Source organism: Roseomonas sp. BN140053, from assembly GCF_047690175.1.
In the GTDB taxonomy this organism is placed as follows: Bacteria; Pseudomonadota; Alphaproteobacteria; order Acetobacterales; family Acetobacteraceae; genus Roseomonas.
The window spans coordinates 73,973-98,401 of sequence record NZ_JBLLEB010000005.1 but is presented as its reverse complement, the minus strand read 5'-3'; the positions used below and the strand labels follow the sequence as shown (position 1 = coordinate 98,401).

Genomic DNA, 24,429 nt, shown 5'->3' with positions numbered 1-24,429 from the left:
GCCCCGGACGGCGTCACTCCGCCTCGACCAAGCGGTCCGCCGCGGCCACGGCACGCAGGTGGTGCTCGGTGTCGCCGAACTGGTTTTCCAGCACCGTCAGCCGCTTGAAGTAGTGCCCGGCCTTGTATTCCAGCGTCATGGCGATACCGCCCTGCAGCTGCACCGCTTCCTGCCCGACATGCCGCGCCGCGCGGTTCACCTGCGCCTTGGCCGCCGCCACCGCCGCGCGGCGCTCCGCCGGGTCCGGCGCTTCCGCCATCATCGCGGCGTACAGCGCCATGGAGCGCGCCTGCTCCCCCGACACCAGCATGTCCGCGGCGCGGTGCTGCAAGGCCTGAAAGGACCCGATCGCGACGCCGAACTGCTGCCGCGTCTTCAGGTAGTCCACGGTGAGGTCGCGCAGCGCGTCCATCGCGCCCACCGCCTCGGCACAGAGCGCCGCGAGCGCGATGTCCACCACCTGCTCCATCAGCGGCAGGCCGTGGTCCACCTCGCCCAGCACGTCCTCGGCACCCAGGCGCACGCCGTCCAGCGTGATCTCCGCCGCGCGCTGGCCGTCCTGCGTGGCACTGCCGCGCCGGGTCACGCCCGGGGTGGCCGGGTCCAGCAGGAACAGCGTGATGCCCTCGCGGTCGCGCCGCCCACCGGCGGTGCGGGCGCTGACGATCAGCCGCCCCGCGCTGCCGCCGTGCAGCACGGCACCCTTGCGCCCGTCCAGCACGAAGCCGCCGCCGTCCCGCCGCGCGGCCGTGGCCACGTCGTGCAGGTCGTAGCGGGACTGCGCTTCCAGCTGCGCGAAGGCCAGGGTCAGGGAACCCTCGGCCACGGCGGGGATCAGCGCTTCCCGCTGCGCGGCGCTGCCGCCCAGGCGCAGGAAACCGCCGCCCAGCACGGCCGTGGACAGGAAGGGTTCCACCGCCAGGCCGCGGCCGATGGCTTCCATGACGAGCATGGTTTCCACCGGCCCGCCGCCCAGCCCGCCATCCGCCTCGTCGAAGGGCAGCATCAGCAGCCCGAGTTCGGCGTAGCGGGCCCACAGCGCCTCGCTATAGCCGTGCGGTCCGGCCTGGTGGCGGCGACGCTGCTCGAAGTCGCCGTAGGCATCGCCGATCACCCGGTCGATGCTGTCCTTGAGGAGCCGCTGCTCCTCCGTCAGGTCGAAATCCAAGACGCTCGTGCTCCCGGGGCGGCTGCTTCGCGGGCCGCGCGATGGACGTGGATCACAGGCCGAGAAAGGCCTTGGCGATGATGTTGCGCTGGATCTCGTTGGACCCGCCGTAGATCGAGACCTTGCGCATGTTGAAGTATAGCGGCGCCAGGGCATCCACGCCCTCCGGCCCCATCGCCGGCTCGTTGTTTCCGTCCGACGGCGCGTGTTCCGGCGCCGGCAGCGCATAGGGGCCGGCGATGTCCAGCAGCAGCTCCGTGGTGGCCTGCTGCAACTCCGACCCCTTGATCTTCAGGATAGAGGAGGCCGGGTCCGGCTTGCTGTTGTCCCGGTCGCGCTGCGCCGCCACCACGCGCATCTGGGTGATCTCCAGCGCCTTCAACTCCACCTCGATGCCCGCGACGCGGCGGCGGAAGCCGGGATCGTCCCACAGCATCCCCTCCCCCGCCGGGGTTTCGCGCGCCAGGCGCTTGGCGCGGGCGATGCGCTGCTTGCTCATGCCGATGCGCGCGATGCCGGTGCGCTCGTTGGCCAGCAGGAACTTGGCGTAGTCCCAGCCGCGGTTCTCCTCGCCCACCAGGTTCTCCGCGGGCACCTCGACCTCGTCGAAGAACACCTCGTTCACCTCGTGCGCGCCGTCGATGGTGATCACCGGCCGCACGGTGATGCCGGGCGATTTCATGTCGATCAGCAGGAAGGAGATGCCACGCTGCTTCTTCGCCTCGCGGTCGGTGCGCACCAGGCAGAAAATCCAGTCGGCGTATTGCCCCAGCGTGGTCCAGGCCTTCTGCCCGGACACCACGTACTTTCCATCCCGCTTCTCAGCCCGCGTCTTGAGCGAGGCGAGGTCCGACCCCGCGCCGGGTTCGGAGAAGCCCTGGCACCACCAGATGTCGAGATTGGCCGTGGCCGGCAGGAAGCGGCGCTTCTGCTCCTCCGACCCGAAAGCAGCGATCACCGGCCCGACCATGTACACGTTGAACTGCAACGGCAGCGGCACGGCGGCACGCTGCAGTTCCTCGGTGAAGATGTAGCGCTGCACCGGCGACCAATCCTTGCCGCCCCATTCCACCGGCCAGTTCGGCGTCGCCAGACCGTTCGCGTTGAGGATGCGTTGCGAGGTGACGATCTCCTCGCGCGACAGGTGGCGCCCTTCCGCCACGGTGCGCCGGATTTCCGCCGGGATCTCCGTGCGGAAGAAGCGGCGCAGGTCGTCGCGAAAGGCGATCTCCTCCGGGGTGAAGCGCAGGTCCACGTGGATGTCCTCCTCAAACCTTGCCGGCGCGTTCGCGCTCTTCCGCCACCAGGGCGCTGGCCAGCAGCTTGCCGGCGGGCGAGCGCGGCAGGGCGTCGCGCAGTTCCAGCGCCGCCGGCATCTCATGCCGCCCGAGCCGGTCGCGCAGGAACTCCTTCAACTCAGGCAGGGTCAGCTCCGGTGCGCCGGGGCGCAGCGTCACGAAGGCCTTGGCGGACTGGCCGCGATACGCGTCGGGGATGCCGATCACGATCGCCTCCGTCACGTCCGGGTGCTCGTAGAGCGCCGCCTCGATCGCGGTCGGGTACACGTTGAAGCCGCCGGAGATGATCATGTTCTTGCGCCGGTCCAGCAGCGTGAACAGCCCGTCCGCTTCCAGCCGGCCGATGTCGCCGGTCAGGAACCAGCCGTCGCGAAAGGCGGCCGCGGTATCCTCCGGCCGGTTCCAGTAGCCGGCGAAGACGTTGGGACCGCGGATCGCGATCTCCCCCGCCTCGCCGGGCGGCATCTCCACCCCGGGATCGTCCAGCGACACGATGCGCAGCTCGATCCCCGGCAGCGGCACGCCGATCAGCCCGGGCCGCAGCGGCGCCGCCACGGGCACGCGCGTGCCGGCGGGCGCCGTTTCCGTCATGCCCCAGCCCACGCGCAGCCGCTGGCCCAGCAGCCGCTCCACCTTCTGCCCGACCTCGAAGGGCAGCGGCGCGCCACCGGACACGCAGGTGCGCAGGGAGGAAAAGTCGCGGCCCTCGACGCCCGGATGGTTCAGCAGCCCGATCCACATGGTCGGCACGCCCGCGAAGAAGGTGACGCGCTTCTCCTCGATGTCGCGGATCGCCGTTTCCGGGTCGAAGCGCGGGCGCAGCAGCACCTCATTGCCCTCGGCCAGGTGGCGCAGCAGCACGGTGGTCAGGGCATAGATGTGGAACAGCGGCAAGACGCCCATCACGCGCTGCTCGCCGGGGGTCAGCCCCTCGCTGTCGAACCAGTGGCGGTAGATGCTGACCGCGGAGGTGAGATTACCGTGCGTCAGCATGGCGCCGCGCGGCAGGCCGGTGGTGCCGCCGGTGTATTGCAGCAGCGCGACGTCGCCGGGCGACACGACTGGCCAGGGCTCGCCGGTGGGTTCCCGTTCCAGCAGCGCCGCCAATGGCTGCAGCCGCTCATCCCACTCCAGGGCGCTGGCCTCGCCGCCCCAGCGCGCATCCTCGCCCAGCAGCACGCGGTCGGCGGCGCCGCTCTCCAGCAGCCATCGCGCCTTTTCCGGCAGGTCGAAGAGGTCGGTGGTCACCACCAGCCGCGCACCGCTGTCGGCCAGCTTGTGCGCCAGCTCCCGCCGCGCATCCAGCGCGCTGAGATGGGTGATACGCGCGCCCAGCCGCGCCAGCGCCAGGAAGCAGACGGGGTGCCAGGGCGTGTTGGGCAGGAACAGCGCCACCGCGGTGCCTGGCCCGACACCCAACTCGCGGAAACCGGTGGCCACGCGGTCCACCAGCGCCCCCAGCTCCGCGAAAGACGTGCGCCGGTCACGGTACTCCAGCGCCGGCCGCGTGCCCCACCGCGCCACCGCATCGTCCAGCAGCCTGGGGATGGTGCCAGCCTCGATCGGCGCGTCCCAGCGGCAGCCCGGCGGGTAGGAGGCTTCCCAGGGGTGCGCCGGCCGATCCGTCACGTCGCCGCTTCCTCCAGCGAGGCGAAGCCGCGCCCCTCGCGCGCCAGCTGCGCCAGCAGCGGTGCCGGCCGCAGCGTCTCGTCGCCCGTGCGGGCGGCGAACTCCTCCAGCCGCCCCGCCACGCGCGCCAGCCCCACTGCGTCGGCATGGAACATCGGCCCACCCGTCCAGGCCGGCCAGCCGTAGCCGTTGAGCCAGACCACATCGATGTCACCCGGCCGCGCCGCGATGCCCTCGGCCAGGATGCGGGCGCCCTCGTTGATCATGGGGAAGAGCAGCCGCTCGGTGATCTCCTCCTGCCCGATCACCCGGCGCTGCACGCCCAGCCGCGCCGAGGTTTCCTCCACCAGCTGCCGCACCACCGGGTCCGGCGCACCCTGCCGCGCCCCGCCGGAATAATCGTAGAACCCGCGCCCGGTCTTCTGCCCGAAGCGCCCGGCCTCGCAGAGCGCGTCGGCCACCGGGGCCGTCCGACCGTCGCCCGCCGTGCCCTGCGCCTTGCGATTGCTCCAGCCGATGTCGAGCCCGGCCAGGTCGGCCATGGCGAAAGGCCCCATGCGGAAGCCGAACTCGGTCAGCGCCTTGTCCACGTCTTCCGGCAGCGCGCCCTCCACCAGCAGCCGCTCCGCCTGCACGGTGCGGCGCGCCAGCATGCGGTTGCCGACGAAGCCGTGGCAGTTGCCCACCACCACCGGCACCTTGCCCAGCTTGCGGCCCAGTTCCACCGCCGTGGCCAACGCGTCGGGTGAGGTGTTGGCGCCGCGCACCACCTCCAACAGCTTCATGACGTTGGCCGGCGAGAAGAAATGCATCCCCACCACATCGCCGGGGCGCGAGGTCGCGGCGGCGATGGCGTCGAGGTCGAGATAGGAGGTGTTGCTGGCCAGCACCGCGCCGGGCTTGGCCACCCGGTCCAGCGTGCCGAAGATCTCGCGCTTGACGCCCATCTCCTCGAAGGCGGCTTCCACCACCAGGTCGGCATCGGCCGCAGCCTCCAGCCCCACGCGCCCTTCGATCCGCGCCATGCGCTCGTTTCGCGCCTCGGCTGTCAGGCTGCCGCGCTTCACGGAGGTGTCGTAGTTGCCGGCCACGCGGTCCAGCCCGCGCTTCAGCCCTTCCTCGCCCGTCTCGATCAGCGTCACGGGGATGCCGGCATTGCTGAAGCTCATGGCGATGCCGCCGCCCATGGTGCCGGCGCCGATCACCGCCACCCGCGTCACCGGCCGCGCCGCCGTGCCCTTGGGCAGGCCGGGGATGCGGGCAATCGCGCGCTCGGCGAAGAAGACGTGCCGCAGCGCCACCGAACGCGGGTCCTCCAGCAGCCGCAGGAAATGCGCCCGCTCCAGCGCCATGCCCTCCTCGAAGGGCAGATCGAAGGCGGCCTGCACGGCTTTCACCGCGGCCGCCACGTTGGGCATCTCGCCCGAGCGCTTCAGGATCGCCGCGGCGGCCGCCTCCATCGCCTCGCGCGAGCCCAGCCGGTCCGTGCGGTCGCGCAGCCGCACGAGGGGCTGCCCCGCCAGCGTCAGGGCCCGCCGCGTGGCCGCCGCCAGCAGGTCGCCCTCCGCCACCTCGTCCACGATGCCGAGCGACAGCGCCTCGGTCGCCTTCACCGAGCGTCCCTCAACGATCAGCTTCAGCGCCGCTTCCCCGCCGATCAGCCGCGGCAGGCGCTGCGTGCCGCCCGCCCCCGGCAGCAGCCCCAGCTTCACCTCCGGCAGGCCCAGCACTGCCCCCGGCGCCGCCACCCGGGCGTGGCAGCCCAGCGCGATCTCCATCCCGCCGCCCAACGCGGTGCCGTTGATCGCCACCACCACCGGCTTGGTCGCCGTGTCCAGCACGGCAATGGTCATGGGCAGCGAGGGCGGGATCGGCGGCTTGCCGAATTCGCTGATGTCAGCCCCGGCGATAAAGGTGCGCCCTTCCGCCGTCAGCACGGATGCGCGCACCGCCGGGTCGGCCTGAACCGCGAGCAGGGCCTGCACCAGCCCGCCGCGCACCGCGGCGCTCAGCGCGTTCACGGGCGGGTTGCTGACGCGGATCACCGCCACGCCGTTCTCCACCGTCCACCGCACCGGCCCTGGCTGATCCATCGCGCGTATTCCCTGCCCAATCGGCTCTGTTCCGCAGTGCGGAAATATGTTCTGCTCTTTTCGGAAGTCGTATCGGAACCCCGAGCGGCCGGTCAAGCACGCCGGCCTGGCGGAGGAAACATGCGCAAGCGCGACGCCACGACCGCACCCTCCATCGCTGAGGAAACGGAGGACCGCGCCTTCGTCACGGCCCTGGCCCGCGGCTTCGACGTGCTGCGCGCCTTCACGGCGGAGGACCCGATCCTCGGCAACGGGGAACTGGCGGAGCGCACCGGCCTGCCCAAGGCCACGGTGTCGCGGCTGACCCACACGCTGTGCCGCATCGGCTGCCTGCTCTACCTGCCGCGCTTCGCGAAATACCGGCTGGCGTTGGGGCTGGTGCCGCTGGGGCAACTGGCCCTGGCCAACCTCGCCGTGCGCCAGGTCGCGGCGCCGCTGATGCGACAACTGGCCGAGGAAACCGACGCCTCCGTGTCCCTGGGCAGCCGCGACGGGCTGCACATGCTCTATGTCGAGCACGTGTCCCCGCGCTCGGCCGTGGCGCTGCGGCTGGAGGTCGGCTCGCGCATCCCGCTCGGCCCCACCGCCATGGGCCGCGCCTACTACGCCGCGGCCGATGCCGCCGAGCGTGCCGCGCTGGAAGCCGGGCTGGCGGCGGCGGACCCGGTACACTGGCCCGCCCTGCGCGACGGGCTGCAGGAAGCGGCGGCGCTGCACGCAGCCCTGGGCTTCACCGCCTCGGTGGGCGACTGGAACCGCACGGTGCACGCCGCCGGCGCCGCTTTCGCCTTGCCGGGGGGCGGCGGCATCGTGGCGCTGAACTGCGGCGCCCCGGCCTTCCTGCTCAGCCGACAGCGCGTGCTGGAGGAGATCGGCCCGCGCCTCGCCGCCGTGGCACGGCGCATCGAGGCCCTGGCGGGCGCGCCGGGCTGAACGGGCGGAAGGAAGCCGGGGGGAGATATCCCCCCGGACCCTCTTCTATTTTCGGGAGTTTCAGGGGGAGCTCTGACGGCGCCCCCAAAACTCTCGAAAGAAGGAGGAAGGCTGGGGGAGTTCACTCCCCCAGCCTTCCTCACTCCGGCAGCCGCATCTCCACCTGGCCGAAGCGCCCGAAGCGCGCCACCGCCACGCCCGGACGCGGCCCCGGCAGGTAGCCGGTGCAGGAACCGGTCAGCACGTATTGCCCGGCCTTCACCGTGTAGCCGCGGGCATTCGCCAGGGCCACGAAGGCCACGGTAGCGCCGAAAGGCCCGCCCTCGATCAGCTCCCCCGTGCCGGCGGCGACTTCTCGACCGTCGAACTCCAGCTGCACCGGTAGCTCGATCAACTCCTCCGGCGTCCAGTCCGCCGTGCCCTCGCCCAGGATGGCCAGCCCGGTCGCGCCGTTGTCGGCGATCAGCCCCAGCCCGCCGAACTGCCCCAGCGCGGGATAGCGGGTCTGCGGCACCTCGATGGAGGGATGCACGGACAGGATGGCGGCGCGCACATCCTCGGCCGACCAGGGCGCCCCCGCCGGCCCGAGGTCGCGGCCGAAGCGGAAGGCGATCTCGCTTTCCAGCCCGAACTGCGGCAGGTCGGCCGCTGCCGGCGCGGCAGGACCCTGCAGCACGCGGGAGGCCGGCAGCACCCCGAAGAAGCCGCGCGGCAGGCCGAAGCCTTCGCGCACGCTGCGCACCGTGGCGCCCAGCTTCCAGGCGCCGATCTCCGCCACCGTGCGCGCCACCACCGCGTCCTGCACCGCTTCCGCCGCGGCGAGGTCGGTCGGGATCTCCGATGCCTCGGGCTCCAGCACGCCGCGCGCGGCGAAGGCGGCGGCCAGCTTCTCGGCCAGGGAGGTCATGCGCGATCCTTTCCGGTAGTGCAAACGACGTGCAGCGGCCCGCCCAGCACGTCGCCGGTCACCGACACCGTGCCGCCCGCGGCTTCCACCAGGGCGCAGCCGGCGGCCACGTCCCACCACAGCACGCCTTCCTCCTCGTAGCCGTCGAAGCGGCCGCAGGAGACCCAGGCCAGCGAAAGGGCGGCGCTGCCGATCATCCGAACCTTGGTCCAGGACTCCACGCGGCCGAAGACCTTGGCCAGCCCGGCGGGGGAATGGTCGGATTTGGCCGGCAACCCGGTGGCCAGCACCGCGCGCGGCCGCGGCGGCGGCTCGAACGGCGCGCCGTCGCGGCGCAGCCCCAGGCCGGGGCCGCCGGAGAACAGCTCGTCGCGGTTGAAGTCGTAGATGGCGCCCAGCACCGCCCGGTCATCCCGGCACAGCGCCACGGACACGCAACACAGCGGCACGCCGCGGAAGAAGTTCCACGACCCGTCCAGCGGGTCCACCGCCCACCAGAACTCGCCCGCCCCCGGCGCCCCGCCGATCCAGCCGGCCTCCTCGCTGAGGATCGGAAAGGGCGACCCCTCCCGCAGCAGGGACAGGATCATCGCCTCCGAGGCCTTGTCCTGTTCGAGCTTGATGTCGCGCCCGATCGCGGATTCCGCCACGCCGCCGCCGGCGCGCAGCAGGTCGCGGGAACAGCGCGCGGCGGTTTCCGCCAGGGCGAGGGCTTGGGTCAGGTCGTCCATGCCCCGATCCTGCGCCATTCGCACCCGCAGCAGAAGGTGCGGTTCCCGCATGGCCGGGAACCCGCGCCCTCCCTGCCCCGCCGGGGCTGCACACTGCTTCGCGCGTTGCCCGCCCGCGCCTTACCCGGCATTCTCCCGGCGGTCCCGCCCTGCCCGGAGATACCCATGCGACGACGCGGCCTCCTCGCCGCCGGCGCGAGCCTTGCCTCGGCCCGTGCCGGCCTGGTGTCTCCCGCCCTTGCGCAGTTCAGCGCCTTTCCCGAGCGCGCCATCCGCCTCGTGGTGCCCTGGGCCAGCGGCACGGCGGCGAGCAACGGCGCCCGGCTGACCGCGGCGGCGATGTCGGCGGGCCTGGGCGTCGCGGTGAACTGCGACCCACGCCCCGGCGCCTACGGGCTGCTGGGGGTGGACCTCGCCGCCCATGCCGAGCCGGACGGCTACACGCTGCTCTTCGCCGGCACGGTGAACTTCACCCGGCCGCTGCTGGACCGCGACCCGCCCTTCGACCCCGACCAGGTTTTCGACGCGGTCGGCCCGGTGGGGGAGGAAGCCTTCCTGCTCTGCGCCCGTCCCGGCCTGCCGCGCGACCTCCGCGAACTGATCGCCACGGCCCGGCGCGGCGTCGGCAGCCTCAACGTCGCCTCCTCCGGCGTCGGCTCCACCAGCCACATGGTGGCGGAGTTCCTGGTGCACGCGGCGCAGCTGGACGCCGTGCACATCCCCTACCGCACCCCGGTGCAGGCGCTGCGCGACCTGATCACCGGTCGCGTCGACCTGTACTGCGAGGCGGTGTCCACCCTGGTGGGCCCGCTGAGCGGCAACCGCATCCAGCCGGTGGCCGTCACCAATGCCGGCCGCACCCCCCTGCTGCCCGCCGTGCCCACGGTGGCGGAGGCCGCCCTGCCCGGCTTCGCCGCGGCACCCTGGTGGGGCATCGTCGGCCCCGCCGGCCTGCCGGAGGAAGCCCGCACGCGCGTGGCAGCGGAGCTGCGCCACGTGCTGGGCCAGCCGGGGCTGCAGGCGGCGCTGGGCGAGCAGGGCTGCCGCGCCTTCACCATGACCTCCGCCGAGTTCGGCACCTACCTGCGCCAGGAAAGCCGCCGCTGGGCCGCCGCGGTGGAGGCCGGCGAGCTGCGCACGGGCTGAACCGCGCCAGATCCCCGTCCTATCCCGCGCCCTCCGCAACCGAACCGCGCGCCTCAGCGCACCAGGCGCAGGTTGGACAGCTGCTGCCCGATCTCGGTGAAGGCGCCGCGCAGCGCCGTCGCGTCGGGGCTGTTGAAATAGTACTCCGGCTTGCTGGCGCAGGTCCGGAACAGGTTCTGCGTGGTGGTGTTGTTCAGCGCGAAGGTGATCGTATAAACGGTGATTCCCGCCGCCTTGATGCTGGCGCAGAGCACCCCGGTGCGCCGGTTGAACTCGGTGATCGCGTTGGCGCTGCTGACGCGCGTCAGCCCCAGCCGGTTCTCCGCCAGCCGTCCGTAGGAGGTGTAGTCGCTGTCCGTGGTGGCGACATAAGCGCGCGCTCCGCCCGGCGGCTTGGTGCAGGCCGTCACCGTGCAGGCGCCCGGCGCGCCGGCGGTGGAATCCGCGAGGTCGTTGACCCCGTCCGTCATCAGGATCAACACCTTGTCCATGTTGGGCGTGTTGTAGTCCAGCGGCAGGTTGGCCGTGCCCCACAGCCCGCGCCAGCGCGGCGACAGGTTGTTCCACCCCCATTGCAGCCCCTGGTTGGTCACGGTGCCGCCGCGGTCCGGCCCGGCGCGCAGCGCGGCGATCTCGCTCAGCAGCGTTGCCTTGGACTGGATCAGCGGCGTCAGCGCGCGCTCGCAGGACAGGTTCGGTCCACGCTCGCTGTTGCCGAGGCTGTGCTGCTGGGAGTCGCTCTTGGGTGATTCCGGGTTGGCCTCGTTGGGCACGTTGGTGCCGCTGGTGGACCAATCATTGTCGCCGGGATAGGGCGAATACTGGTTCAGCGTGGAACGCCACCGGAACGGCTGGAAGGGTGCCTGCGCCGGCGGCGTGTCCGTCATATCCTGGCCGCCCATGCGGGCCTCGACGCAGCCGCGCCAGACCGTGGGCAAGAACTGGCCGGGGTCGTAGCTGCCGGGGGCCAGAAAACCCGTGCGGCCGCGCCCGATATTGACCGTGGTGGTATAGGGCACGATCGAGACCCAAAGGTTCGGCACGGTGGCGCGACTGCCGAACATGATGTTGATCAGGTCCGTCGCCGCGTTGCGCAGCGAGGCGATTTTGCTCGGCTGCCCGCTGCCGGGGCTGTCGGACATGGAGCCGGTGACGTCCAGCACCAGCGCCAGCTCCATCCCCCGCTCCTGCCGACGCGCGGCCTGGTCGGCCTTGGCCGTCATCAGCGCCACGTTGCCCATGCCGACGAGTTCGCCCAGGCGCATGAAGGTGGTGGGCAGTGTCGCCGTGGTCTGCACCCGCACGACGTTGCTGTCCGCCGGATCGGTCAGCACGCGGATATCCGTCACCGTCGCCCGGAGAAAGCCTTCCGTTACGGTGGCGCTGCGCCGGGTGAAGTTGGCCCAGAACCAGGCGCGTATCTGCGCGTCGCGCGTGGGATCGGCGATGGCACGCGCCCCCGCCAGCGCCGCCGCATCCGTGGCGGTCACCAGCCGCGAGCGCAGCGCGTAGAGGCGGGTCAGGTCCACCGCGACGCCCACCATCAGCAGTAGTGGGATCGCCGCGAAGGCCATCAGCATGGCCACATTGCCGCGCCGGTCGCGCCAGGGCTTCGCGCCACGCCCCGGCCGGCACCACGCCCCGAGGCGCCTCACGTGGGCACCCGCAGGATCGACACCAGCCGCGGCCGCTGCACCGCGAAGCTCCAGAGCTGGTTAAAGGCCTGAGCTTGAAAGAAGCGGCGCGACAGCACCCAGGGTTCCCATCGGAGGTACACCTCCACCAGCACCGCACCCTGGCCGGAGGCCAGGGTGATCTCCGCGTTGAAGGGCTGTACCCTCACCGTCTGCCCCTCGCACACCACGGCGGACCGGACGTTGTAGGAGCCGGCGGAACTCTGCCCGAGCGACTGGACGCCGCTGCCGAGATTGCCGCAGCTGGTCAGGTATACTTTGCCGGCGGTGGCCGTGACGCCGTAAGGCGCGGCGATCTGCCGCGCGACGTCGAACAGCGCGGTGACGTCCTCGGCCTTCAGCGTCTCGTACTGCGCCATCAGGTTGGCCACCTCGCCCGCCGTACGCTCCAGCCGCATCGACACGCGCAGGAAATCCACCACATCCACGACCGCTACGGCCACCAGGGCGAGGATCGGCAGCACCAGCGCGAACTCCACCGCCGCCACGCCGCGCCGGTCACGGCGACGGTGCGACTTACGACGTGGGAAAGGGTTCATTGCGGATCACCGTGGTGCTGCGGTGATGGGCGGTGGCGCGGCGCCCCGTCACTAGCACCGCCAGCGGCGTCAGGAAAGGCTGCGTGTAGTCCAGCCGGTACAGCACCAGGTCGCCGCTGCCACCCGCTGTGTTGCGGCCCGCATTGCTCAGCAGGGTGGTGGAAATCACCAGCCCCTCCGACTTCAGCACGGGGCTGCCGTAATGCAGCACCACGCGGCGGATCGCTTCCTCGCGCGTCGCGGGCGGCGTGCCGGTCAGCCAGTCCGGCTTCAGCGCCCCGGTGGCGCCGAAGCGGCTAGCCTCGCGCATGCCCATGTCCAGCGTCGCCGCCGTCAGCTCCTGGAAGGAATATTCCAGGATCGCGCAGAACAGGGTCACCAGCACCGGCGCCAGCAGCCCGAATTCCAGCGCCGCGACGCCCCGGCGCGCGCCGCGCCTCACGTTCCCGCCAGGGCCGCGCGCCAGGCCGCGGCCGCGCTGTCGCTGCTGCTGCCCAACTCCGGCGCCAACAGGCGCGAAGCCCGCGCCACGTCGCCCCGCGCCGCATAGGCCACGGCGAGGTTGTGCCGGCTGCGGTCGCTGGCCCCCGGCGCCGCTGCCAATGGTTCCAGCATGCCCACCGCTTCCGGCGCCCGCCCGGACAGCGCCAGCGACAAAGCGAGGTTGTTGCGCGCCCCGGCATTCCCGGGCTCGATCGCCAGGGCTTCGCGATAGCTCGCCTGCGCCTGGTCATGCCGTCCCTGGAGGTCCAGCGACACGCCCAGCCCGTTTCGCGCCGCGGCATCGCGCGGCAGCGCTTCCACCGCCGTACGAAAGGCCGTCTCGGCCCCCGCCGCGTCGCCATCCCGCAGCTTGGCACGCGCGATGCCCACCAGCAGCGCCCGCCCGTCCGGCGCGGCCGCAGCCGTCGCCGTGCCCGGCGCGCCCACCGTGAGCGAGGGTGACCCACCGCTGCCAGAACAGGCCACCAGCGCGAGAAGGGGAAGCAGCAGCCAGGGTCGCATGAACGGGATCCTCCGCGTCATGGTCCGCGCAGCAGGTCCATCACCTGCAACAGCGCGGGTCCGCCCACCACCAGGAAGATGCAGGGCAGGATGAACAGGATGGTCGGCAGGGTCAGCAGCGCCGGCAGCCGCGCCGCCCGCGCCTCGAACCGCATCAGCGTTTCGTGCCGCAACTCGGAGGCCAGCACGCGCAGTGCCTGGGTCAGCGGCGTGCCGTATTGCAGCGTTTGCGCCAGCGTGCCGCCCAGGCGGCGCAGCGGCTCCAGCCCGGTGCGGTCGCCCATGTTGAGCAGCGCGGTGCGGCGGTCCGACAGGATGCGCAGCTCGGTGGCCGTGGTGGAGAACTCGGCCGACACGGCGGGGCTGCTCTCGGCCATCTCGGCCGACACGCGGTCCACCGCGGCTTCCAGCGGCAACCCGGCCTCGGCGCAGATCACCATCAGGTCCAGAGCGTCGGGCAGGCCCTTCTCCACCGCCGCGCGGTGCCGGCCGCGCATGTTGCGCAGCGCGTAGTCCGGCGCCAGCAACCCGGCCACCGCCGCGCCCAGCACCACCAGCAGCCGGTTGAAGCCGCCCGAGCCTTCGGTCAGCAGCAGCGCCGCCAGCGGCAGGCCCAGGAACAGCACCGCCTTGGCCCCCACGAACACCGCCACCGCGGCGGTGCCGCGGAAGCCCGCCGCCGCCACGGTCTGCCGCAGCTCCTGCAAGGTCTTCCCGCGCAGCAGCCCGGTGGCCAGGATGCCCTGTCCGATCCCGCGCAGCAGCCGCGCCACCGCCTCGTGCGACCGTTGCGAAGGCGCCTGCTCGCGGTTCAGCGCCCGCAGCCGCTCGGCCATGCGGGCTTCCCGCTTCAGGCGCGGCAGCAGCACCGCGATCGCCAGCGCGGCCAGCACCAGCACGCCCAGCAGCAGCGGCAGCGCCACGGCGCGGGTCACGACAGGCTCCGCTTGATGATCATGTGCATCACGCCCAGGCCGCCGCACAGGGAGCCCACCGCGGCCGCGAAGATCACCTGCCCGCGCGGGTCCTCGAACAGCAGCACGAGGTATTTCGGGTTGATGAAGGCCAACGCCAGCGTGGTCACCACCGGCACGGCCGACAGGATATAGGCGCTGGCCTTGGCCTGGCTGGCCAGCGCCACGCCGCGCTGCTGCGTCGCCACGCGCTTGCGCACCACGTCGGCGAGGTTGTCCAGCGTTTCCGTCAGGTTGCCGCCGGCGGCGTTCTGCAGCGTCAGCGCCACGGCGAAGAAGCTGTATTCCGCCAGCCCCGAACGCTGCGCCAGCCGCCGCAGGGCGACATCCAGGCTGATGCCGATGGCGATCTGGTCGCTCAGGTTGCGGAACTCCGTCCCCGTGGGGTCGGGCACCTCGCGCCCCACCGTGCGCAGCGCCTCCACCACCGGGATGCCCGCCCGCACCGCCCGCACCACCATCGCCAGGCTGTCCGGCAACTGCCGGTACAGCGCCGCCGAGCGCCTGCCGTGGATGCGCCCGAACAGGAAGCGCGAGCACAGGCACCAGCCCGGGATCGCCAGCAGCCGCGCCCAGCTGCCGAACAGCGTGGCGGCATAGAAGCCCAGCAGGATCGCCGGGATCAGCGACGCCGCCACCAGCAGCGCCGGGGCCGCGGGATACTGGTCCCGCCGTTCCGGCTGCGGGCCGAACAGCAGCGTGATCGCCGCCTGCACCGCCGGCGGCAGCACGGAAGGTCCGACCCGGCGCTTCACCGCCTCCCCCACCGGCCGCACCCGCGCATAAGGGCGCGACACGTTGGCGATGCGCACCGCCAGCTTGCGGTTCGGGCCGCTGCCGGACAACAGGCGCAGCCCGGCTGCCACGAGCGCCCCGGCCAGAACCAGCCCGAACAGCAGCAGCAGCGCCGCCCTCATCCCTCGGCGGTCTCCAGCGCCGCCATCCAGGCGCGCTCCAGCTCGAAATAGGCCAAGCGCGGCGCGAAGGCCGGGCGGGCGCGGCTGATCCGGTAGGAACCCTTCAGCTTGCCGTCGAGGTCCTCGCCCTCGTAGACCCACTGGAAGATGTCGTGCAGCACCACGACGTCGCCTTCCAGCCCCTGCACCTCCGTCAGCTGGATCACGCGGCGCACGCCGTCGCGCATCCGCTCCACCTGCACGATCAGGTCCACAGCCGACACGATCTGTGTACGGATGGCGCGCCCGGGCAGGTTGGCCTGCCCCATCAGCACCATGTTCTCCACCCGCGTCACCGCGTCGCGCGTGTTGTTGGCGTGGATGGTGCTCATCGAGCCGTCGTGGCCGGTGTTCATGGCCTGCAGCATGTCGAAAGCCTCGGCACCGCGGCACTCGCCCAGGATGATGCGGTCGGGCCGCATCCGCAGTGCATTGCGCACGAGGTCGCGCTGGTTGATCTCGCCGCGGCCTTCCAGGTTGGCGGGGCGGGTTTCCAGCCGCACCACGTGCGGCTGCTGCAGCTGCAGCTCCGCCGCGTCCTCCACCGTGACGATGCGCTCGTCCAGCGCGATCAGCCGCGACAACGCGTTGAGCATGGTGGTCTTGCCCGACCCCGTGCCGCCCGAGACGATCACGTTCAGCCGGCAGCGCGCCGCGATCTCCAGCACCCGCGCCATGGCCGGCGGCACGGAACCGTTGATCACCATCTGCGCGAAATCCACCTTGCGCTTGGCGAACTTGCGGATGGACAGGCAGGGACCGTTCAGCGCCAGCGGCGGGAACACGATGTTGACGCGGGACCCATCGGCCAGCCGCGCATCCACCATCGGGCTGGACTCGTCGATGCGCCGCCCCACCGCCGCGGCGATGCGCTGCGCGATGCCGCCCAGATGCGCGTTGTCGCGGAACCGCGCCGGCGACAGCGACACCTTGCCGCGCTGTTCCACGAAGACGCGGTAAGGCCCGTTCACCATGATGTCGGTGATCGTTTCGTCCTCGAGCAGCGGCGCCAGCGGCCCCAGCCCGAGCATGTCGTCCACGAGCTCCGCCGCGAGTTCCCGCTGCTCTCGCCCCGAGAGACCGATGCGCTGCGCGTCGGCGATCTCGGCGATGATCCGCTCCACCTCGCCCATCAGCGCCTCGGGGCTCAGCGTCGCCACCGTGGCGGGGTCGATGCGCGTCAGGCACAGCGCCCGCAACTCCGAGCGCGCCCGCGGCGGCCCCGCTGCCGGCTCCGGCGTCCGCTCCGGCCGCGGAGGCGGCAACGGCGCTTCCGACGCGACCGGAACCGCCGCTGTCACGCTGGCCGGCGCTTCCGACGCCCGTCGCCCGAAGGCGGTGCGCACCGTGCCGCTCACGCGAAGAGCTTCCGGAACAGGCCGCGCTTCGCCGCCGGCTCGGCAGAGCCGACCGAGGCAACCTCGCGCGCCAGCTGCTCGATGCCGTCGCGGAAGCCGCTCCGCTTGGCGGCCGCCGGCTCGCCGAGGTCGGCCGCCGCGGGCACCAGCTTGGGCAGCCAGGGGATCTGCAGGTCGGGCTCGCTGCCCAGGGCCTGCACCATCTGCTGCCGGTTCAGCCCGCCCGTCTGGTTGGCGCGGTTGAGCACGATCAGCGCCCGCCGGGCCTGCATCGGGGCGTTGGGCAGGCCGGCATAGCGCAGCACCTCCCGCGCCCCGGCCAGGGAGGGGTCGGTCACCAGCACCCGCTGGTGCGCCAGGTCCAGCACGTCGCGCGACATCAGCGTTGCCCGCGCCGGCAGGTCCACCACCACAAAGTTGAAGCGCCGGCGCAGCATGTTCACCAGTCGCGACGTCGCGCCCGGGACCGCGTGCGGCTCGTCCAGCAGCTTCTCCTCCGCCGCCAGCACAAAGAGCCGCTCGCCCACCGGCTGCGCCGTGCGCTCCACGAACAGTTCGTCGACGCGGTCGGGATGTTCCAGCGCCACGCGCAACCCGTTGGTGGTCTTGGCCCCCAGCAGCAGCGCCGTGCTGCCGCCGTGCAGGTCGCAGTCCAGCAGCGCCGTGTGCCGCCGCGCCTGTTCCGCCAGGTGCCAGGCGAGGTTGCTGGCCACCGTGGTCGCCCCGACGCCGCCGCGCACCCCCGTCACCGCGATTACCCGCCCACCCCGCAGGTACACGTCGGGCGAGGCTTCCGCGGCCCCGCGCACGAAGCCGGCGAAGTGCCGCGCCACCATCTCGTGCGACAGCGGCTTGTACAGGTATTCCAGCACGCCCAGCCCGCGCGTCACCTGCCGGTAGAAGGAAGCGTCCTGCCGCTCCCCCACCACCAGCACGCGCACGTCGGGCTCCACCACCTGCGACAATTCTTCCAGCGCGGTCAGCGGCTGGTCCAGCCCGGATACGTCCACCACCAGCGCCCGCGGCGTGATGCCCTTGCGCAGCGCGCGGGCCGCGGCCTGCAGGTCGCCGCGACGCACCTCCGCACCTTCCCCGGCCTCCGACAGCAGCGCCTCGCGCAGCACCGCGTCGCTTTCCGCATCCACCACGAAGGCCAGCAGCGACGGCCGTTCGGCGCCCGCGCCGCCGGGCGTGGCGACCGCGGCGTCACTGGGCGGCATTGCCGTCCCCCGAACCCGTGGAGTTGATCCGTGCCACGCCGGAGGCCGGCAGCGGCCGCACCCGGCCCTGGCGCAGCCGTCCCACGGCCTGCGTCGCCATCTGCCCTTCCGCGCGCGGCGAGGACGCACCGCGATCGAGATGCGCGGGGTCGGCCAGCATGGCGCGCAGGTTGGCGTCGTTGGCACCGCGCGGACGCCAGTGCCCCGGTGCGTTGTAGGGATCGGTGGCCTGGCAGCCGGTCACGGTGCCGGCCAGCAGGGAAAGCAGCAGCAGCTTGCGCATCGCCGGGCTCCTCAATCCAGCACGAAGCCGACATTGCCCGGCAGGTGCGGCGGCGCCGGCCGGCCGCGCCCGGTCTGCCGCAGCAGCAGGATGCGCTCCACGTCGTTGGGCGGCACGTAGCCGTCCGTGGGCGCCGCCAGCGCGCGCGGTCCGCCGGTGGGACGCACGAGATAGGGCGTGACGATGATCACCAGCTCCGTCTCGTTGCGCTGGTAGCGGTCGGACCGGAACAGCGCGCCCAGCACGGGAACCTCGCCCAGGAAGGGCAGGCCGCGCCCGGTCTGTCGGCTGTTGTCCTGCAGCAGCCCGGCGATCGCGAAGGACTGGCCGCTGCCCAGCTCCACCGTGGTTTCCGCCCGCCGCACCGATAGCGACGGGATGGTGACGGTGTTGTTGTTGCCGCTCAGCAGCCGCACCGCCCCGGTGTCAGACAGTTCGCTCACCTCCGGCCGCACGCGCAAGGCGATGCGCCCTTCGCCCAGCACCGTCGGCACGAAGGCCAGGCTGACGCCGAACTGCTTGAACTCGATGCTGACCTGGTTGTCGCGCTGGCTGACGGGGATGGGGAACTCGCCGCCCGCCAGGAAGGATGCCGTCTCGCCGGTCTGCGCCGTCAGGTTCGGCTCGGCCAGGATGGTGATCAGCCGGTCCTGCGCCAGGGCGTCGATCACTGCGTTGATGTCGCGCAGGCCCTGCGCGCCCGTGCGGATGCCGACGCCGAACAGGTCCGCCGGGCTGGTCAGATCCAGCGCCGAGTTCTGGGTCGCGAAGGCGATGCCCGCCGGCCCGGCGCCCGCCACGGCCAGCGCCGTGCCGATCCGCCCCACCCCGCCCAGCGCCGACCAGTTGATGCCGAGCTGCCGGGTCACCTCGCGGTTCACCTCGGCGATGCGGACGCGCAGGTTGACCTGCGTGCTGCCGATCACGCTCAACCGATTCTCCACCGGCATCTTCTCGTCCAGCCGGGTGCGCAGCAGCGCCACGGCGCGCTCGGCTTCCGCGGCGGTGGATACGTCACCGGTCAGCACCACGCCGGTGGTGCCGGCATCCACCCGCAGGTTGCCGCCGGGAAAGCCGCGCCGCAGCGTGTTCTGCAACTCGCCCATCAGCGCGGTGGACACGCGCACCGTCACCTCCCACTGCGCCAGCGGACGCCCGGCCTCATCGATGGCGGCCAGGGTGGTGCGGCCCGGCCCGGTGCCCAGCACGAACACGGTGGAAGGGCTGGCCGGGCGCAGCTCCGCCACGCGGGGATCCGCGGCGAACAGCGAAGCGGCGGCGCCGGGCAGGCTGATCAGCCGTCCCTGCCCGGCTTCCAGCAGCAGCCGCTGCAACGGCGCCTCGGCCGCGGCACTCGTGATCCGCGGCTCCGGCAGGGCATCCGCATCCCGCAGCACCGGCGGGCGTGCGGCCATGCCGTCCAGCAATCGCAGGTCGCCGCCGCGCGCTGGGGCGGCGCGCCCGCTCGCCGGCGGCAGCGCGCTCGACAAGGGCAGCAGCAGCGGCGCCCGGGACGCGCCCGGCAAGGGCGGCAACGGCGGCAGCACCGTTACCGGCTCCGCATCCTGGGGCTGCTGCGCCCGGGCAGGCACACCGCCCAGCAGCAGCAGCGCGAGCAGCCCGCCCTGCAGCACGCCCGGGGTGCCGAAGCGGGGCGAAAGCGCGGCGGCGTTTTGTCGCCCGCGGCATGGGATCATCGGAACTGAACCTCCTGCGGGTTCTCGGTGCCCTTGAACACGCGCACCGTGCTGCCGGTGGGGGCCGCGCCCACCGCCGCGCCGCGCAGCAGGGCCGGGCTGACGTCCCCGGCCCAGACCGGGCGCGCATCGGCCGCTTCCAGCGCCGGCGTGCCAGCGGCGCGCACGGACAGCGACAGCCGCCCGAGTCGGGAGGCCACCGCCACCCGCGTCGCTTCGGTCGGCGAGACTTCCATGGTGACGGTGCGGTTGCCGCCGTTGTTCACGTCGAACCCGCCGGGCTGCGCGCCCTGCACCAGGGACCGGTCCACCGCGATCACGCGCACATTGGCCAGCACCTGCTCGCCCACCACGCGGCGGGACATGGCCTGGTCGCGCTCTTCCAGCGCCTGGGTCAGGATCAGGTCCACGCGGTCGCCCGGCCAGATCAGCCCGGCCGTGCCGCTGACCGCATCCACCCCCACCGTCACGGCGCGCATCCCCGCGCCCAGCACCGCGGCCAGGAAACCGTGCTCGCCCGGGCGCAGCAGCGCCTCGGCGCGGATCGGCTCGTTCTGCGCCAGGGAACGGCGCAGCATGGCGCCGATCGCGCCGGTCCGCGCATCCACCGTGTCGCGCAGCGCGCTGTCCGGCAGGTCGGCTAACTCGACCTCCCGCGTGCCGAGGTCCTCGGGCTTCAGCAGGGTGCCGCCGGGCACGGGGCGTGCGGCCACCAGCACGGCCACCCGCGCCGGCGGCGGTGCCGCGGCGGCCTCGGCGACCTCGGGCGGTGCGCCGGGCAGCATGGCCACCACCACCACGCCGACGGCGCTGACCACGACTAGCACGATGATGAGCAGGCGGCCGATCATCGCGGTTCAGGCCCCCTGGCCGGACAGGGCCAGCCCGGTGCCCAGCGCGATGGCGACGCCGTAGGGCAACGGCCCGCGCCGACGCAGGCGACGCGCTTCCGCCGCCCAGACACGCCGCAGCAGCGTGCCGCCGGGCTGGGCCGGAACGGGCGCCACCCAGGGCGCGAGGAGAAGATAGAGCAGCGCCAGCACCCCGCCGGCCATGGCCACGTTCAGCAGCAGCCCGGGCACGGCGAAGGGCGGCAGCAGCAGCGCCACCGCGGGCAGCAGCTTGGCATCGCCGCCGCCCAGCAGCCCGCGCCACCACAGCAGCGCGCCGGCAGCAAACACCAGGGTCGCGGCCATTGCCGCGGCGGCCAGCGCCGAACCGCCCTCGCCCGCCCGGGCGGCGAGGCCGAGCGCGGCCACCGCCAGCGTGGCGCGGTCGGGGATGGTGCGGGTGGCGACATCCTGCGCCGCGGCCCAGCCGAGCGGCAGGAGGGCGGAAAGGGCCAGGATCTGCGGAACGGGGGTTTCGGCGTCCATGGGCGGTGATCCTGCCGGGAGTCGCCTTGCGGAACCGTTAGCGGCGGTTCGATCAACGGGCGGAACGGGCCGCACGGCCCGTTCCGCGGCGCGTGCTTACATCGTCACGCCGAGCTTGGTGCCGATGCTGGTGAACAGCGCGCCCATGCTGGAGCCGACGCTGGTCAGGCCGGCGGTGATGGCCACGGCCACCAGCGCGGCGATCAGCCCGTATTCCATCGCGGTGACGCCGCGCTTGTCGTTGCGCAGAACGGCCAGCGAGGCGACGAGGGAAGAAATCATGCTTGCTCTCCAGTTCGGTGCGCCGCGGCGTCACCGGGGGGCGGTGGTTGGAGGGCATCCTGCCCAAGGAGCATCCGGCCAGTTCGATGCGGCCCTGCCCGGGATGTTTGCCCGGGTCGCTCCGTCTCATCAGGCACTTCGACCGGCACCGATTCAGGGCGTGGACACCGGATGACGGCCTGATTACGTCCCGGTTCGTGAACGTGAGCTTAACCAATGCCGGGTCACGGCTATGTTACGTGCGCCCGTCGCGGCACGGATGCGGCAAGGGCTGCGAAATCAACCTTGTAGGATGCGCAGCTCAACCTTAGTGTCTGCAATCGCTTTCAAGGACATGCTTGCGCGATGCTGGCGGGGTCGCACGTGGCGCTCGGCGCGGCGGCCTGGGTGGTCGCGGCGCCGCGGCTGGGATTGCCGGCGATGAACCCGGCCTCGCTCGCCCTGGCGGTGCTGGGCGGGCTGCTGCCCGATATCGACCACCCGAAATCCTGGGTCGGGCAGAAGGTCCGCCCGGTGTCCGACATCATCGGCAAGGTGTTCGGGCACCGCGGCATCACCCATTCCCTGCTGGCCGTGGCCGGATGCTGCCTGTTGCTGCTGCGCGAGGACCTGCCGCGCGCCTGGCTGGCGCCCGTGGTGGTGGGCTACCTGTCGCACCTCGCGGCGGACCTGCTGACGCCGGGCGGGCTGCGCCTGGCCTGGCCGATCAAGGGCACCTACGCCCTGCCCCTGTGCCGCACCGGCTCCCCCTTCGAGCCGCTGGTGGTGGCGCTGATCGTGGCCTGGGCCGGCTGCGGCGCGGCGGGCAACGGCAGCTTGCGCGCCGACTGGAACACGCTGGGCCTGTGCCGTCTGTGGGAAGGCAGCGCGTCGCGCTGCGCCGCCCCTGTGGCCGTCGGCCGCGCCGCGGACCGGCCGCGGCCGCAGCTGACCAACCGCATGCCGCCGGACGCGCCGCGCGGCGCCCGCTCCTGACCGGCGGGCGCTCGGCCGGCTATTCCGCGCGGATATTCGCGCTGCGCACCACCTGCCCCATCTTGGCGGTCTCGCTGGCGATGAAGCGGCGGAACTCCTCGGGTGTGCCGGGCTCCGGCGTCATGCCCAGCGTGGCGAAGCGTTCGCGCGTCGTAGGATCCCGCAGCACGGCGGTGAAAGCCTCGTTCAGCCGCGCGATGATCGGCTCGGGCGTGCGGGCCGGCGCCACCAGCCCCATCCAGCCCGTGGTCTCGTAGCCCGGCAGCCCCGCTTCCGCCGCGGTGGGCACGTCCGGCAGCGCCGCGAAGCGCTGCGTCGAGCTCACGGCCAGGGCGCGCAACCGGCCTTCCTGCAACAGCGGCAGCGCCGCCGGCGGGTCCAGCACCGCGAGGTCGGTATCCCCCGCCACCACGGCGGTCAGCGACGGGCCGACGCCGCGATACGGCACCGGCGTGATCTTCACCTGCCCCAGCTGGTTCACCAGCTCGGCGGTGATGTGCATGGTGCTGCCGATGCCGCCATGCGCGATGGTCAGCCCGTCCGGCCGGCTGCGCGCCACCCGCAGCAGGTCCTGCAGCGTCCGCACCTCGGAGCGCGACTGCACCACCAGGATAAAGGGGGAACTGGCCAGCATCGTCACCGGCGCCAGGTCGCGCTGCGCGTCGAAGGGCATGGAGGCGTACATGCTGCCGTTGATCGACATGGCGCCCGCCGCGCCGATGCCGATCACCGTGCCGTCCGGCACCGCCTTGGCCACGAAATCCATGCCGATATTGCCGCCCGCGCCGGGACGGTTGTCGACCACGATCGGCTGGCGCAGCCGCTCGCCCACGCCGGGCGCCAGCACGCGGGCCACCATGTCGCCGCTGCCGCCGGGCGGAAAGGTCACGATCAGCCGGATCGGCCGGCCCGCGGCATCCTGCGCGCGCCCCAGGCGCGGCGCGGCCAGGGTTGCGGCCGCTGCGGCGAGCAGCACTCGGCGCGACGTGGCATGCGGCATCCGTTTCTTCCCCCTGCAACACCGGTTCGGGCATCGATGCCACGCCGGCATGAACGAACGGGCAATAGCAGGGAACCTGACACGACGCGAGTGGGAAGCTGGGTCCCCGTGTGAAGCCCGGAACAGCCGATCCATGCGGAAGCCGCAGCCCCGCATGGATCGGCCGCCGCCGGGGCGGCTTACTCGGCGGTGATGCCGGCGCGCTGGATCACGCCCGCCCAGTAGGGCACGTCACGGGCGATCTCGGCGCCGAAAGCCTCCGGCGTGCCGCCCTTCACCGTCATGCCCTGGGCACGCAGCGTGTCCTGGGTCGCGGGCAGTTGCAGCCAGTCGTTCATCTCCTTGTTCAGCCGCGCCACCAGCGCGGGCGACATGTTGGCCGGGGCCAGCACGCCGTACCAGCCGAAGACCTGCGCCTGCGGGAAGCCCGACTCCGCCATGGTCGGCACGTTGGGCGCCAGGCGCGAGCGCTGCTCGCTGCCCACCGCCAGCAGCTTGATCTGCCCGTCCTGCACCAGCGGCAGCGCCGTGTGCACCGGCAGGTACATCGCCGCCACGCGCCGCCCGATCAGGTCCTGGATCGCCGGGGCCGAGCCGCGATAGGGCACGTGGTTCATCTCGATCCCCGCCGTGGAGGCGAAGAGCGCGAGGCCCAGGTGCTGCGGCGTGCCGGTGCCGGGCGAGGCGTAGTCCAGCCCGCCGCGGGTCTTCTTGCTCAGCTCGGCGAATTCGCGCGCGTTGCCTGCCTGCACGTCCGGGTTCACCGCCAGCACGAAATCGGCCGTGGTCAGCTCGATGATCGGCACGAAGGAGCGCACGGGGTCGTAGCCGACCTGCTTGTACAGGCTCGGGTTGATGGTGAAGGCGTTGCCCTGCACCAGCAGCGTCCGCCCGTCCGGCGCCGCCCGGGTCACCTGCTGCGAGCCGATATTGCCCGAAGCACCCGCACGGTTGTCCACCACCACGGGCTGCCCGAGCCGCTGGCTCAGGAAGGGCGACATCAGCCGCGCCAGGATGTCGTGGCCGGTGCCGGGGGTATAGGGCACCACCAGCGTCACCGGCCCGTCCACGCCGGGTGCGCCGCCACCCTGCGCCTGCGCCAGGCCGGCGGCGAAAGGCAGCGCCGCCGCACCGCCGAGGATCTGTCTACGTCGAAGCATGGCTC

Annotated in this window: 24 protein-coding genes; 3 read left to right on the top strand and 21 right to left on the bottom strand. The window is 72.5% G+C overall.

Annotation, left to right across the window (positions count from 1 at the left end; all coding sequences use genetic code 11):
- Positions 1 to 13: 13 nt before the first annotated feature.
- From ACLIBK_RS07230 to ACLIBK_RS07215, 4 genes are read right to left on the bottom strand one after another with little or no spacing between them, the layout of a single operon-like run.
- Positions 14 to 1,168, bottom strand: coding sequence for an acyl-CoA dehydrogenase family protein (locus ACLIBK_RS07230; RefSeq protein WP_415386565.1), 1,155 nt, complete (start codon positions 1,166 to 1,168; stop codon positions 14 to 16).
- 52 nt (positions 1,169 to 1,220) lie between these two features.
- Positions 1,221 to 2,423, bottom strand: coding sequence for an acyl-CoA dehydrogenase family protein (locus ACLIBK_RS07225; RefSeq protein ID WP_415386564.1), 1,203 nt, complete (start codon positions 2,421 to 2,423; stop codon positions 1,221 to 1,223).
- Between the two features lie 13 nt (positions 2,424 to 2,436).
- Positions 2,437 to 4,095 (bottom strand): AMP-binding protein, encoded by a 1,659-nt coding sequence (locus tag ACLIBK_RS07220; RefSeq protein ID WP_415386563.1) that lies wholly within the window; start codon positions 4,093 to 4,095, stop codon positions 2,437 to 2,439.
- Positions 4,092 to 6,188, bottom strand: coding sequence for a 3-hydroxyacyl-CoA dehydrogenase NAD-binding domain-containing protein (locus ACLIBK_RS07215; RefSeq protein ID WP_415386562.1), 2,097 nt, complete (start codon positions 6,186 to 6,188; stop codon positions 4,092 to 4,094). Before ACLIBK_RS07215 ends, ACLIBK_RS07220 begins: the two co-directional genes overlap by 4 nt.
- Positions 6,189 to 6,308: 120 nt before the next feature.
- On the opposite strand from ACLIBK_RS07215, the gene ACLIBK_RS07210 reads away from it, so the two are divergent.
- Complete coding sequence (locus tag ACLIBK_RS07210) at positions 6,309 to 7,121, top strand: IclR family transcriptional regulator (protein WP_415386561.1); 813 nt, start codon at positions 6,309 to 6,311, stop codon at positions 7,119 to 7,121.
- 139 nt (positions 7,122 to 7,260) lie between these two features.
- Here the strand turns inward: ACLIBK_RS07210 and ACLIBK_RS07205 are convergent, their stop codons facing one another.
- A complete protein-coding gene (locus tag ACLIBK_RS07205; RefSeq protein ID WP_415386560.1) occupies positions 7,261 to 8,028 on the bottom strand; it encodes a 2-keto-4-pentenoate hydratase in 768 nt (255 codons plus the stop codon).
- The gene (locus tag ACLIBK_RS07200; RefSeq protein WP_415386559.1) at positions 8,025 to 8,759 is read right to left on the bottom strand and encodes an inositol monophosphatase family protein; all 735 of its coding nucleotides are present in this window, start codon (positions 8,757 to 8,759) and stop codon (positions 8,025 to 8,027) included. The genes ACLIBK_RS07205 and ACLIBK_RS07200 overlap by 4 nt, the downstream gene beginning before the upstream one ends.
- Before the next feature lie 165 nt (positions 8,760 to 8,924).
- Between ACLIBK_RS07200 and ACLIBK_RS07195 the strand changes: the two genes are divergently transcribed.
- Positions 8,925 to 9,905, top strand: a complete 981-nt coding sequence (locus ACLIBK_RS07195) for a Bug family tripartite tricarboxylate transporter substrate binding protein (protein WP_415386558.1) — start codon at positions 8,925 to 8,927, stop codon at positions 9,903 to 9,905.
- Positions 9,906 to 9,958: 53 nt separating this feature from the next.
- On the opposite strand, the gene ACLIBK_RS07190 is transcribed toward ACLIBK_RS07195, so the two are convergent.
- From ACLIBK_RS07190 to ACLIBK_RS07130, 13 genes are all read right to left on the bottom strand, one after another.
- A complete protein-coding gene (locus tag ACLIBK_RS07190; protein WP_415386557.1) occupies positions 9,959 to 11,485 on the bottom strand; it encodes a pilus assembly protein TadG-related protein in 1,527 nt (508 codons plus the stop codon).
- A 71-nt stretch (positions 11,486 to 11,556) separates the two neighbouring features.
- The gene (locus tag ACLIBK_RS07185; protein WP_415386556.1) at positions 11,557 to 12,138 is read right to left on the bottom strand and encodes a TadE/TadG family type IV pilus assembly protein; all 582 of its coding nucleotides are present in this window, start codon (positions 12,136 to 12,138) and stop codon (positions 11,557 to 11,559) included.
- Positions 12,116 to 12,580, bottom strand: coding sequence for a TadE/TadG family type IV pilus assembly protein (locus ACLIBK_RS07180; RefSeq protein ID WP_415386555.1), 465 nt, complete (start codon positions 12,578 to 12,580; stop codon positions 12,116 to 12,118). The genes ACLIBK_RS07185 and ACLIBK_RS07180 overlap by 23 nt, the downstream gene beginning before the upstream one ends.
- Complete coding sequence (locus ACLIBK_RS07175) at positions 12,577 to 13,143, bottom strand: tetratricopeptide repeat protein (RefSeq protein WP_415386554.1); 567 nt, start codon at positions 13,141 to 13,143, stop codon at positions 12,577 to 12,579. The genes ACLIBK_RS07180 and ACLIBK_RS07175 overlap by 4 nt, the downstream gene beginning before the upstream one ends.
- A 17-nt stretch (positions 13,144 to 13,160) precedes the next feature.
- Positions 13,161 to 14,078, bottom strand: coding sequence for a type II secretion system F family protein (locus tag ACLIBK_RS07170; protein WP_415386553.1), 918 nt, complete (start codon positions 14,076 to 14,078; stop codon positions 13,161 to 13,163).
- Positions 14,075 to 15,034 carry a type II secretion system F family protein gene (locus ACLIBK_RS07165; RefSeq protein WP_415386552.1) on the bottom strand — a complete coding sequence of 320 codons (960 nt, stop codon included), beginning with the start codon at positions 15,032 to 15,034 and terminating at the stop codon, positions 14,075 to 14,077. The genes ACLIBK_RS07170 and ACLIBK_RS07165 overlap by 4 nt, the downstream gene beginning before the upstream one ends.
- Positions 15,031 to 16,431: a CpaF family protein gene (locus ACLIBK_RS07160; RefSeq protein ID WP_415386551.1), complete on the bottom strand. Its 1,401-nt coding sequence runs from the start codon at positions 16,429 to 16,431 to the stop codon at positions 15,031 to 15,033. The genes ACLIBK_RS07165 and ACLIBK_RS07160 overlap by 4 nt, the downstream gene beginning before the upstream one ends.
- Entirely contained in the window at positions 16,428 to 17,651 is a 1,224-nt protein-coding gene (locus tag ACLIBK_RS07155) for an AAA family ATPase (protein ID WP_415386550.1), read from the bottom strand. The genes ACLIBK_RS07160 and ACLIBK_RS07155 overlap by 4 nt, the downstream gene beginning before the upstream one ends.
- On the bottom strand, positions 17,638 to 17,934 hold the full coding sequence (locus ACLIBK_RS07150; protein WP_415386549.1) for a hypothetical protein: 297 nt from the start codon (positions 17,932 to 17,934) through the stop codon (positions 17,638 to 17,640). Before ACLIBK_RS07150 ends, ACLIBK_RS07155 begins: the two co-directional genes overlap by 14 nt.
- An 11-nt stretch (positions 17,935 to 17,945) precedes the next feature.
- On the bottom strand, positions 17,946 to 19,631 hold the full coding sequence (locus ACLIBK_RS07145) for a type II and III secretion system protein family protein (RefSeq protein WP_415386548.1): 1,686 nt from the start codon (positions 19,629 to 19,631) through the stop codon (positions 17,946 to 17,948).
- On the bottom strand, positions 19,628 to 20,482 hold the full coding sequence (gene cpaB / locus ACLIBK_RS07140; protein WP_415386547.1) for a Flp pilus assembly protein CpaB: 855 nt from the start codon (positions 20,480 to 20,482) through the stop codon (positions 19,628 to 19,630). Before cpaB ends, ACLIBK_RS07145 begins: the two co-directional genes overlap by 4 nt.
- A 6-nt stretch (positions 20,483 to 20,488) precedes the next feature.
- Positions 20,489 to 21,007: a prepilin peptidase gene (locus ACLIBK_RS07135; protein WP_415386546.1), complete on the bottom strand. Its 519-nt coding sequence runs from the start codon at positions 21,005 to 21,007 to the stop codon at positions 20,489 to 20,491.
- Positions 21,008 to 21,103: 96 nt separating this feature from the next.
- Positions 21,104 to 21,289 (bottom strand): Flp family type IVb pilin, encoded by a 186-nt coding sequence (locus tag ACLIBK_RS07130; RefSeq protein ID WP_415386545.1) that lies wholly within the window; start codon positions 21,287 to 21,289, stop codon positions 21,104 to 21,106.
- A gap of 345 nt (positions 21,290 to 21,634) precedes the next feature.
- On the opposite strand from ACLIBK_RS07130, the gene ACLIBK_RS07125 reads away from it, so the two are divergent.
- On the top strand, positions 21,635 to 22,264 hold the full coding sequence (locus tag ACLIBK_RS07125; protein ID WP_415386544.1) for a metal-dependent hydrolase: 630 nt from the start codon (positions 21,635 to 21,637) through the stop codon (positions 22,262 to 22,264).
- Positions 22,265 to 22,283: 19 nt separating this feature from the next.
- Here the strand turns inward: ACLIBK_RS07125 and ACLIBK_RS07120 are convergent, their stop codons facing one another.
- Both ACLIBK_RS07120 and ACLIBK_RS07115 read right to left on the bottom strand, forming a co-directional pair.
- Positions 22,284 to 23,264, bottom strand: a complete 981-nt coding sequence (locus ACLIBK_RS07120; RefSeq protein ID WP_415386543.1) for a Bug family tripartite tricarboxylate transporter substrate binding protein — start codon at positions 23,262 to 23,264, stop codon at positions 22,284 to 22,286.
- 179 nt (positions 23,265 to 23,443) lie between these two features.
- On the bottom strand, positions 23,444 to 24,424 hold the full coding sequence (locus tag ACLIBK_RS07115) for a Bug family tripartite tricarboxylate transporter substrate binding protein (RefSeq protein WP_415386542.1): 981 nt from the start codon (positions 24,422 to 24,424) through the stop codon (positions 23,444 to 23,446).
- Positions 24,425 to 24,429: the final 5 nt, after the last annotated feature.

Excerpts from the sequence above, each read along its gene's own strand:
- ACLIBK_RS07135 (WP_415386546.1), bottom strand. The coding sequence starts at position 21,007 with ATGGACGCCGAAACCCCCGTTCCGCAGATCCTGGCCCTTTCCGCCCTC.
- ACLIBK_RS07205 (WP_415386560.1), bottom strand. The coding sequence starts at position 8,028 with ATGACCTCCCTGGCCGAGAAGCTGGCCGCCGCCTTCGCCGCGCGCGGC.
- ACLIBK_RS07210 (WP_415386561.1), top strand. The coding sequence starts at position 6,309 with ATGCGCAAGCGCGACGCCACGACCGCACCCTCCATCGCTGAGGAAACG.
- ACLIBK_RS07130 (WP_415386545.1), bottom strand. The coding sequence starts at position 21,289 with ATGATTTCTTCCCTCGTCGCCTCGCTGGCCGTTCTGCGCAACGACAAG.
- cpaB (WP_415386547.1), bottom strand. The coding sequence starts at position 20,482 with ATGATCGGCCGCCTGCTCATCATCGTGCTAGTCGTGGTCAGCGCCGTC.
- ACLIBK_RS07125 (WP_415386544.1), top strand. The coding sequence starts at position 21,635 with ATGCTGGCGGGGTCGCACGTGGCGCTCGGCGCGGCGGCCTGGGTGGTC.
- ACLIBK_RS07200 (WP_415386559.1), bottom strand. The coding sequence starts at position 8,759 with ATGGACGACCTGACCCAAGCCCTCGCCCTGGCGGAAACCGCCGCGCGC.
- ACLIBK_RS07155 (WP_415386550.1), bottom strand. The coding sequence starts at position 17,651 with ATGCCGCCCAGTGACGCCGCGGTCGCCACGCCCGGCGGCGCGGGCGCC.
- ACLIBK_RS07190 (WP_415386557.1), bottom strand. The coding sequence starts at position 11,485 with ATGCTGATGGCCTTCGCGGCGATCCCACTACTGCTGATGGTGGGCGTC.
- ACLIBK_RS07195 (WP_415386558.1), top strand. The coding sequence starts at position 8,925 with ATGCGACGACGCGGCCTCCTCGCCGCCGGCGCGAGCCTTGCCTCGGCC.
- ACLIBK_RS07145 (WP_415386548.1), bottom strand. The coding sequence starts at position 19,631 with ATGATCCCATGCCGCGGGCGACAAAACGCCGCCGCGCTTTCGCCCCGC.
- ACLIBK_RS07175 (WP_415386554.1), bottom strand. The coding sequence starts at position 13,143 with ATGCGACCCTGGCTGCTGCTTCCCCTTCTCGCGCTGGTGGCCTGTTCT.
- ACLIBK_RS07150 (WP_415386549.1), bottom strand. The coding sequence starts at position 17,934 with ATGCGCAAGCTGCTGCTGCTTTCCCTGCTGGCCGGCACCGTGACCGGC.
- ACLIBK_RS07115 (WP_415386542.1), bottom strand. The coding sequence starts at position 24,424 with ATGCTTCGACGTAGACAGATCCTCGGCGGTGCGGCGGCGCTGCCTTTC.
- ACLIBK_RS07185 (WP_415386556.1), bottom strand. The coding sequence starts at position 12,138 with ATGAACCCTTTCCCACGTCGTAAGTCGCACCGTCGCCGTGACCGGCGC.
- ACLIBK_RS07165 (WP_415386552.1), bottom strand. The coding sequence starts at position 15,034 with ATGAGGGCGGCGCTGCTGCTGCTGTTCGGGCTGGTTCTGGCCGGGGCG.
- ACLIBK_RS07215 (WP_415386562.1), bottom strand. The coding sequence starts at position 6,188 with ATGGATCAGCCAGGGCCGGTGCGGTGGACGGTGGAGAACGGCGTGGCG.
- ACLIBK_RS07120 (WP_415386543.1), bottom strand. The coding sequence starts at position 23,264 with ATGCCGCATGCCACGTCGCGCCGAGTGCTGCTCGCCGCAGCGGCCGCA.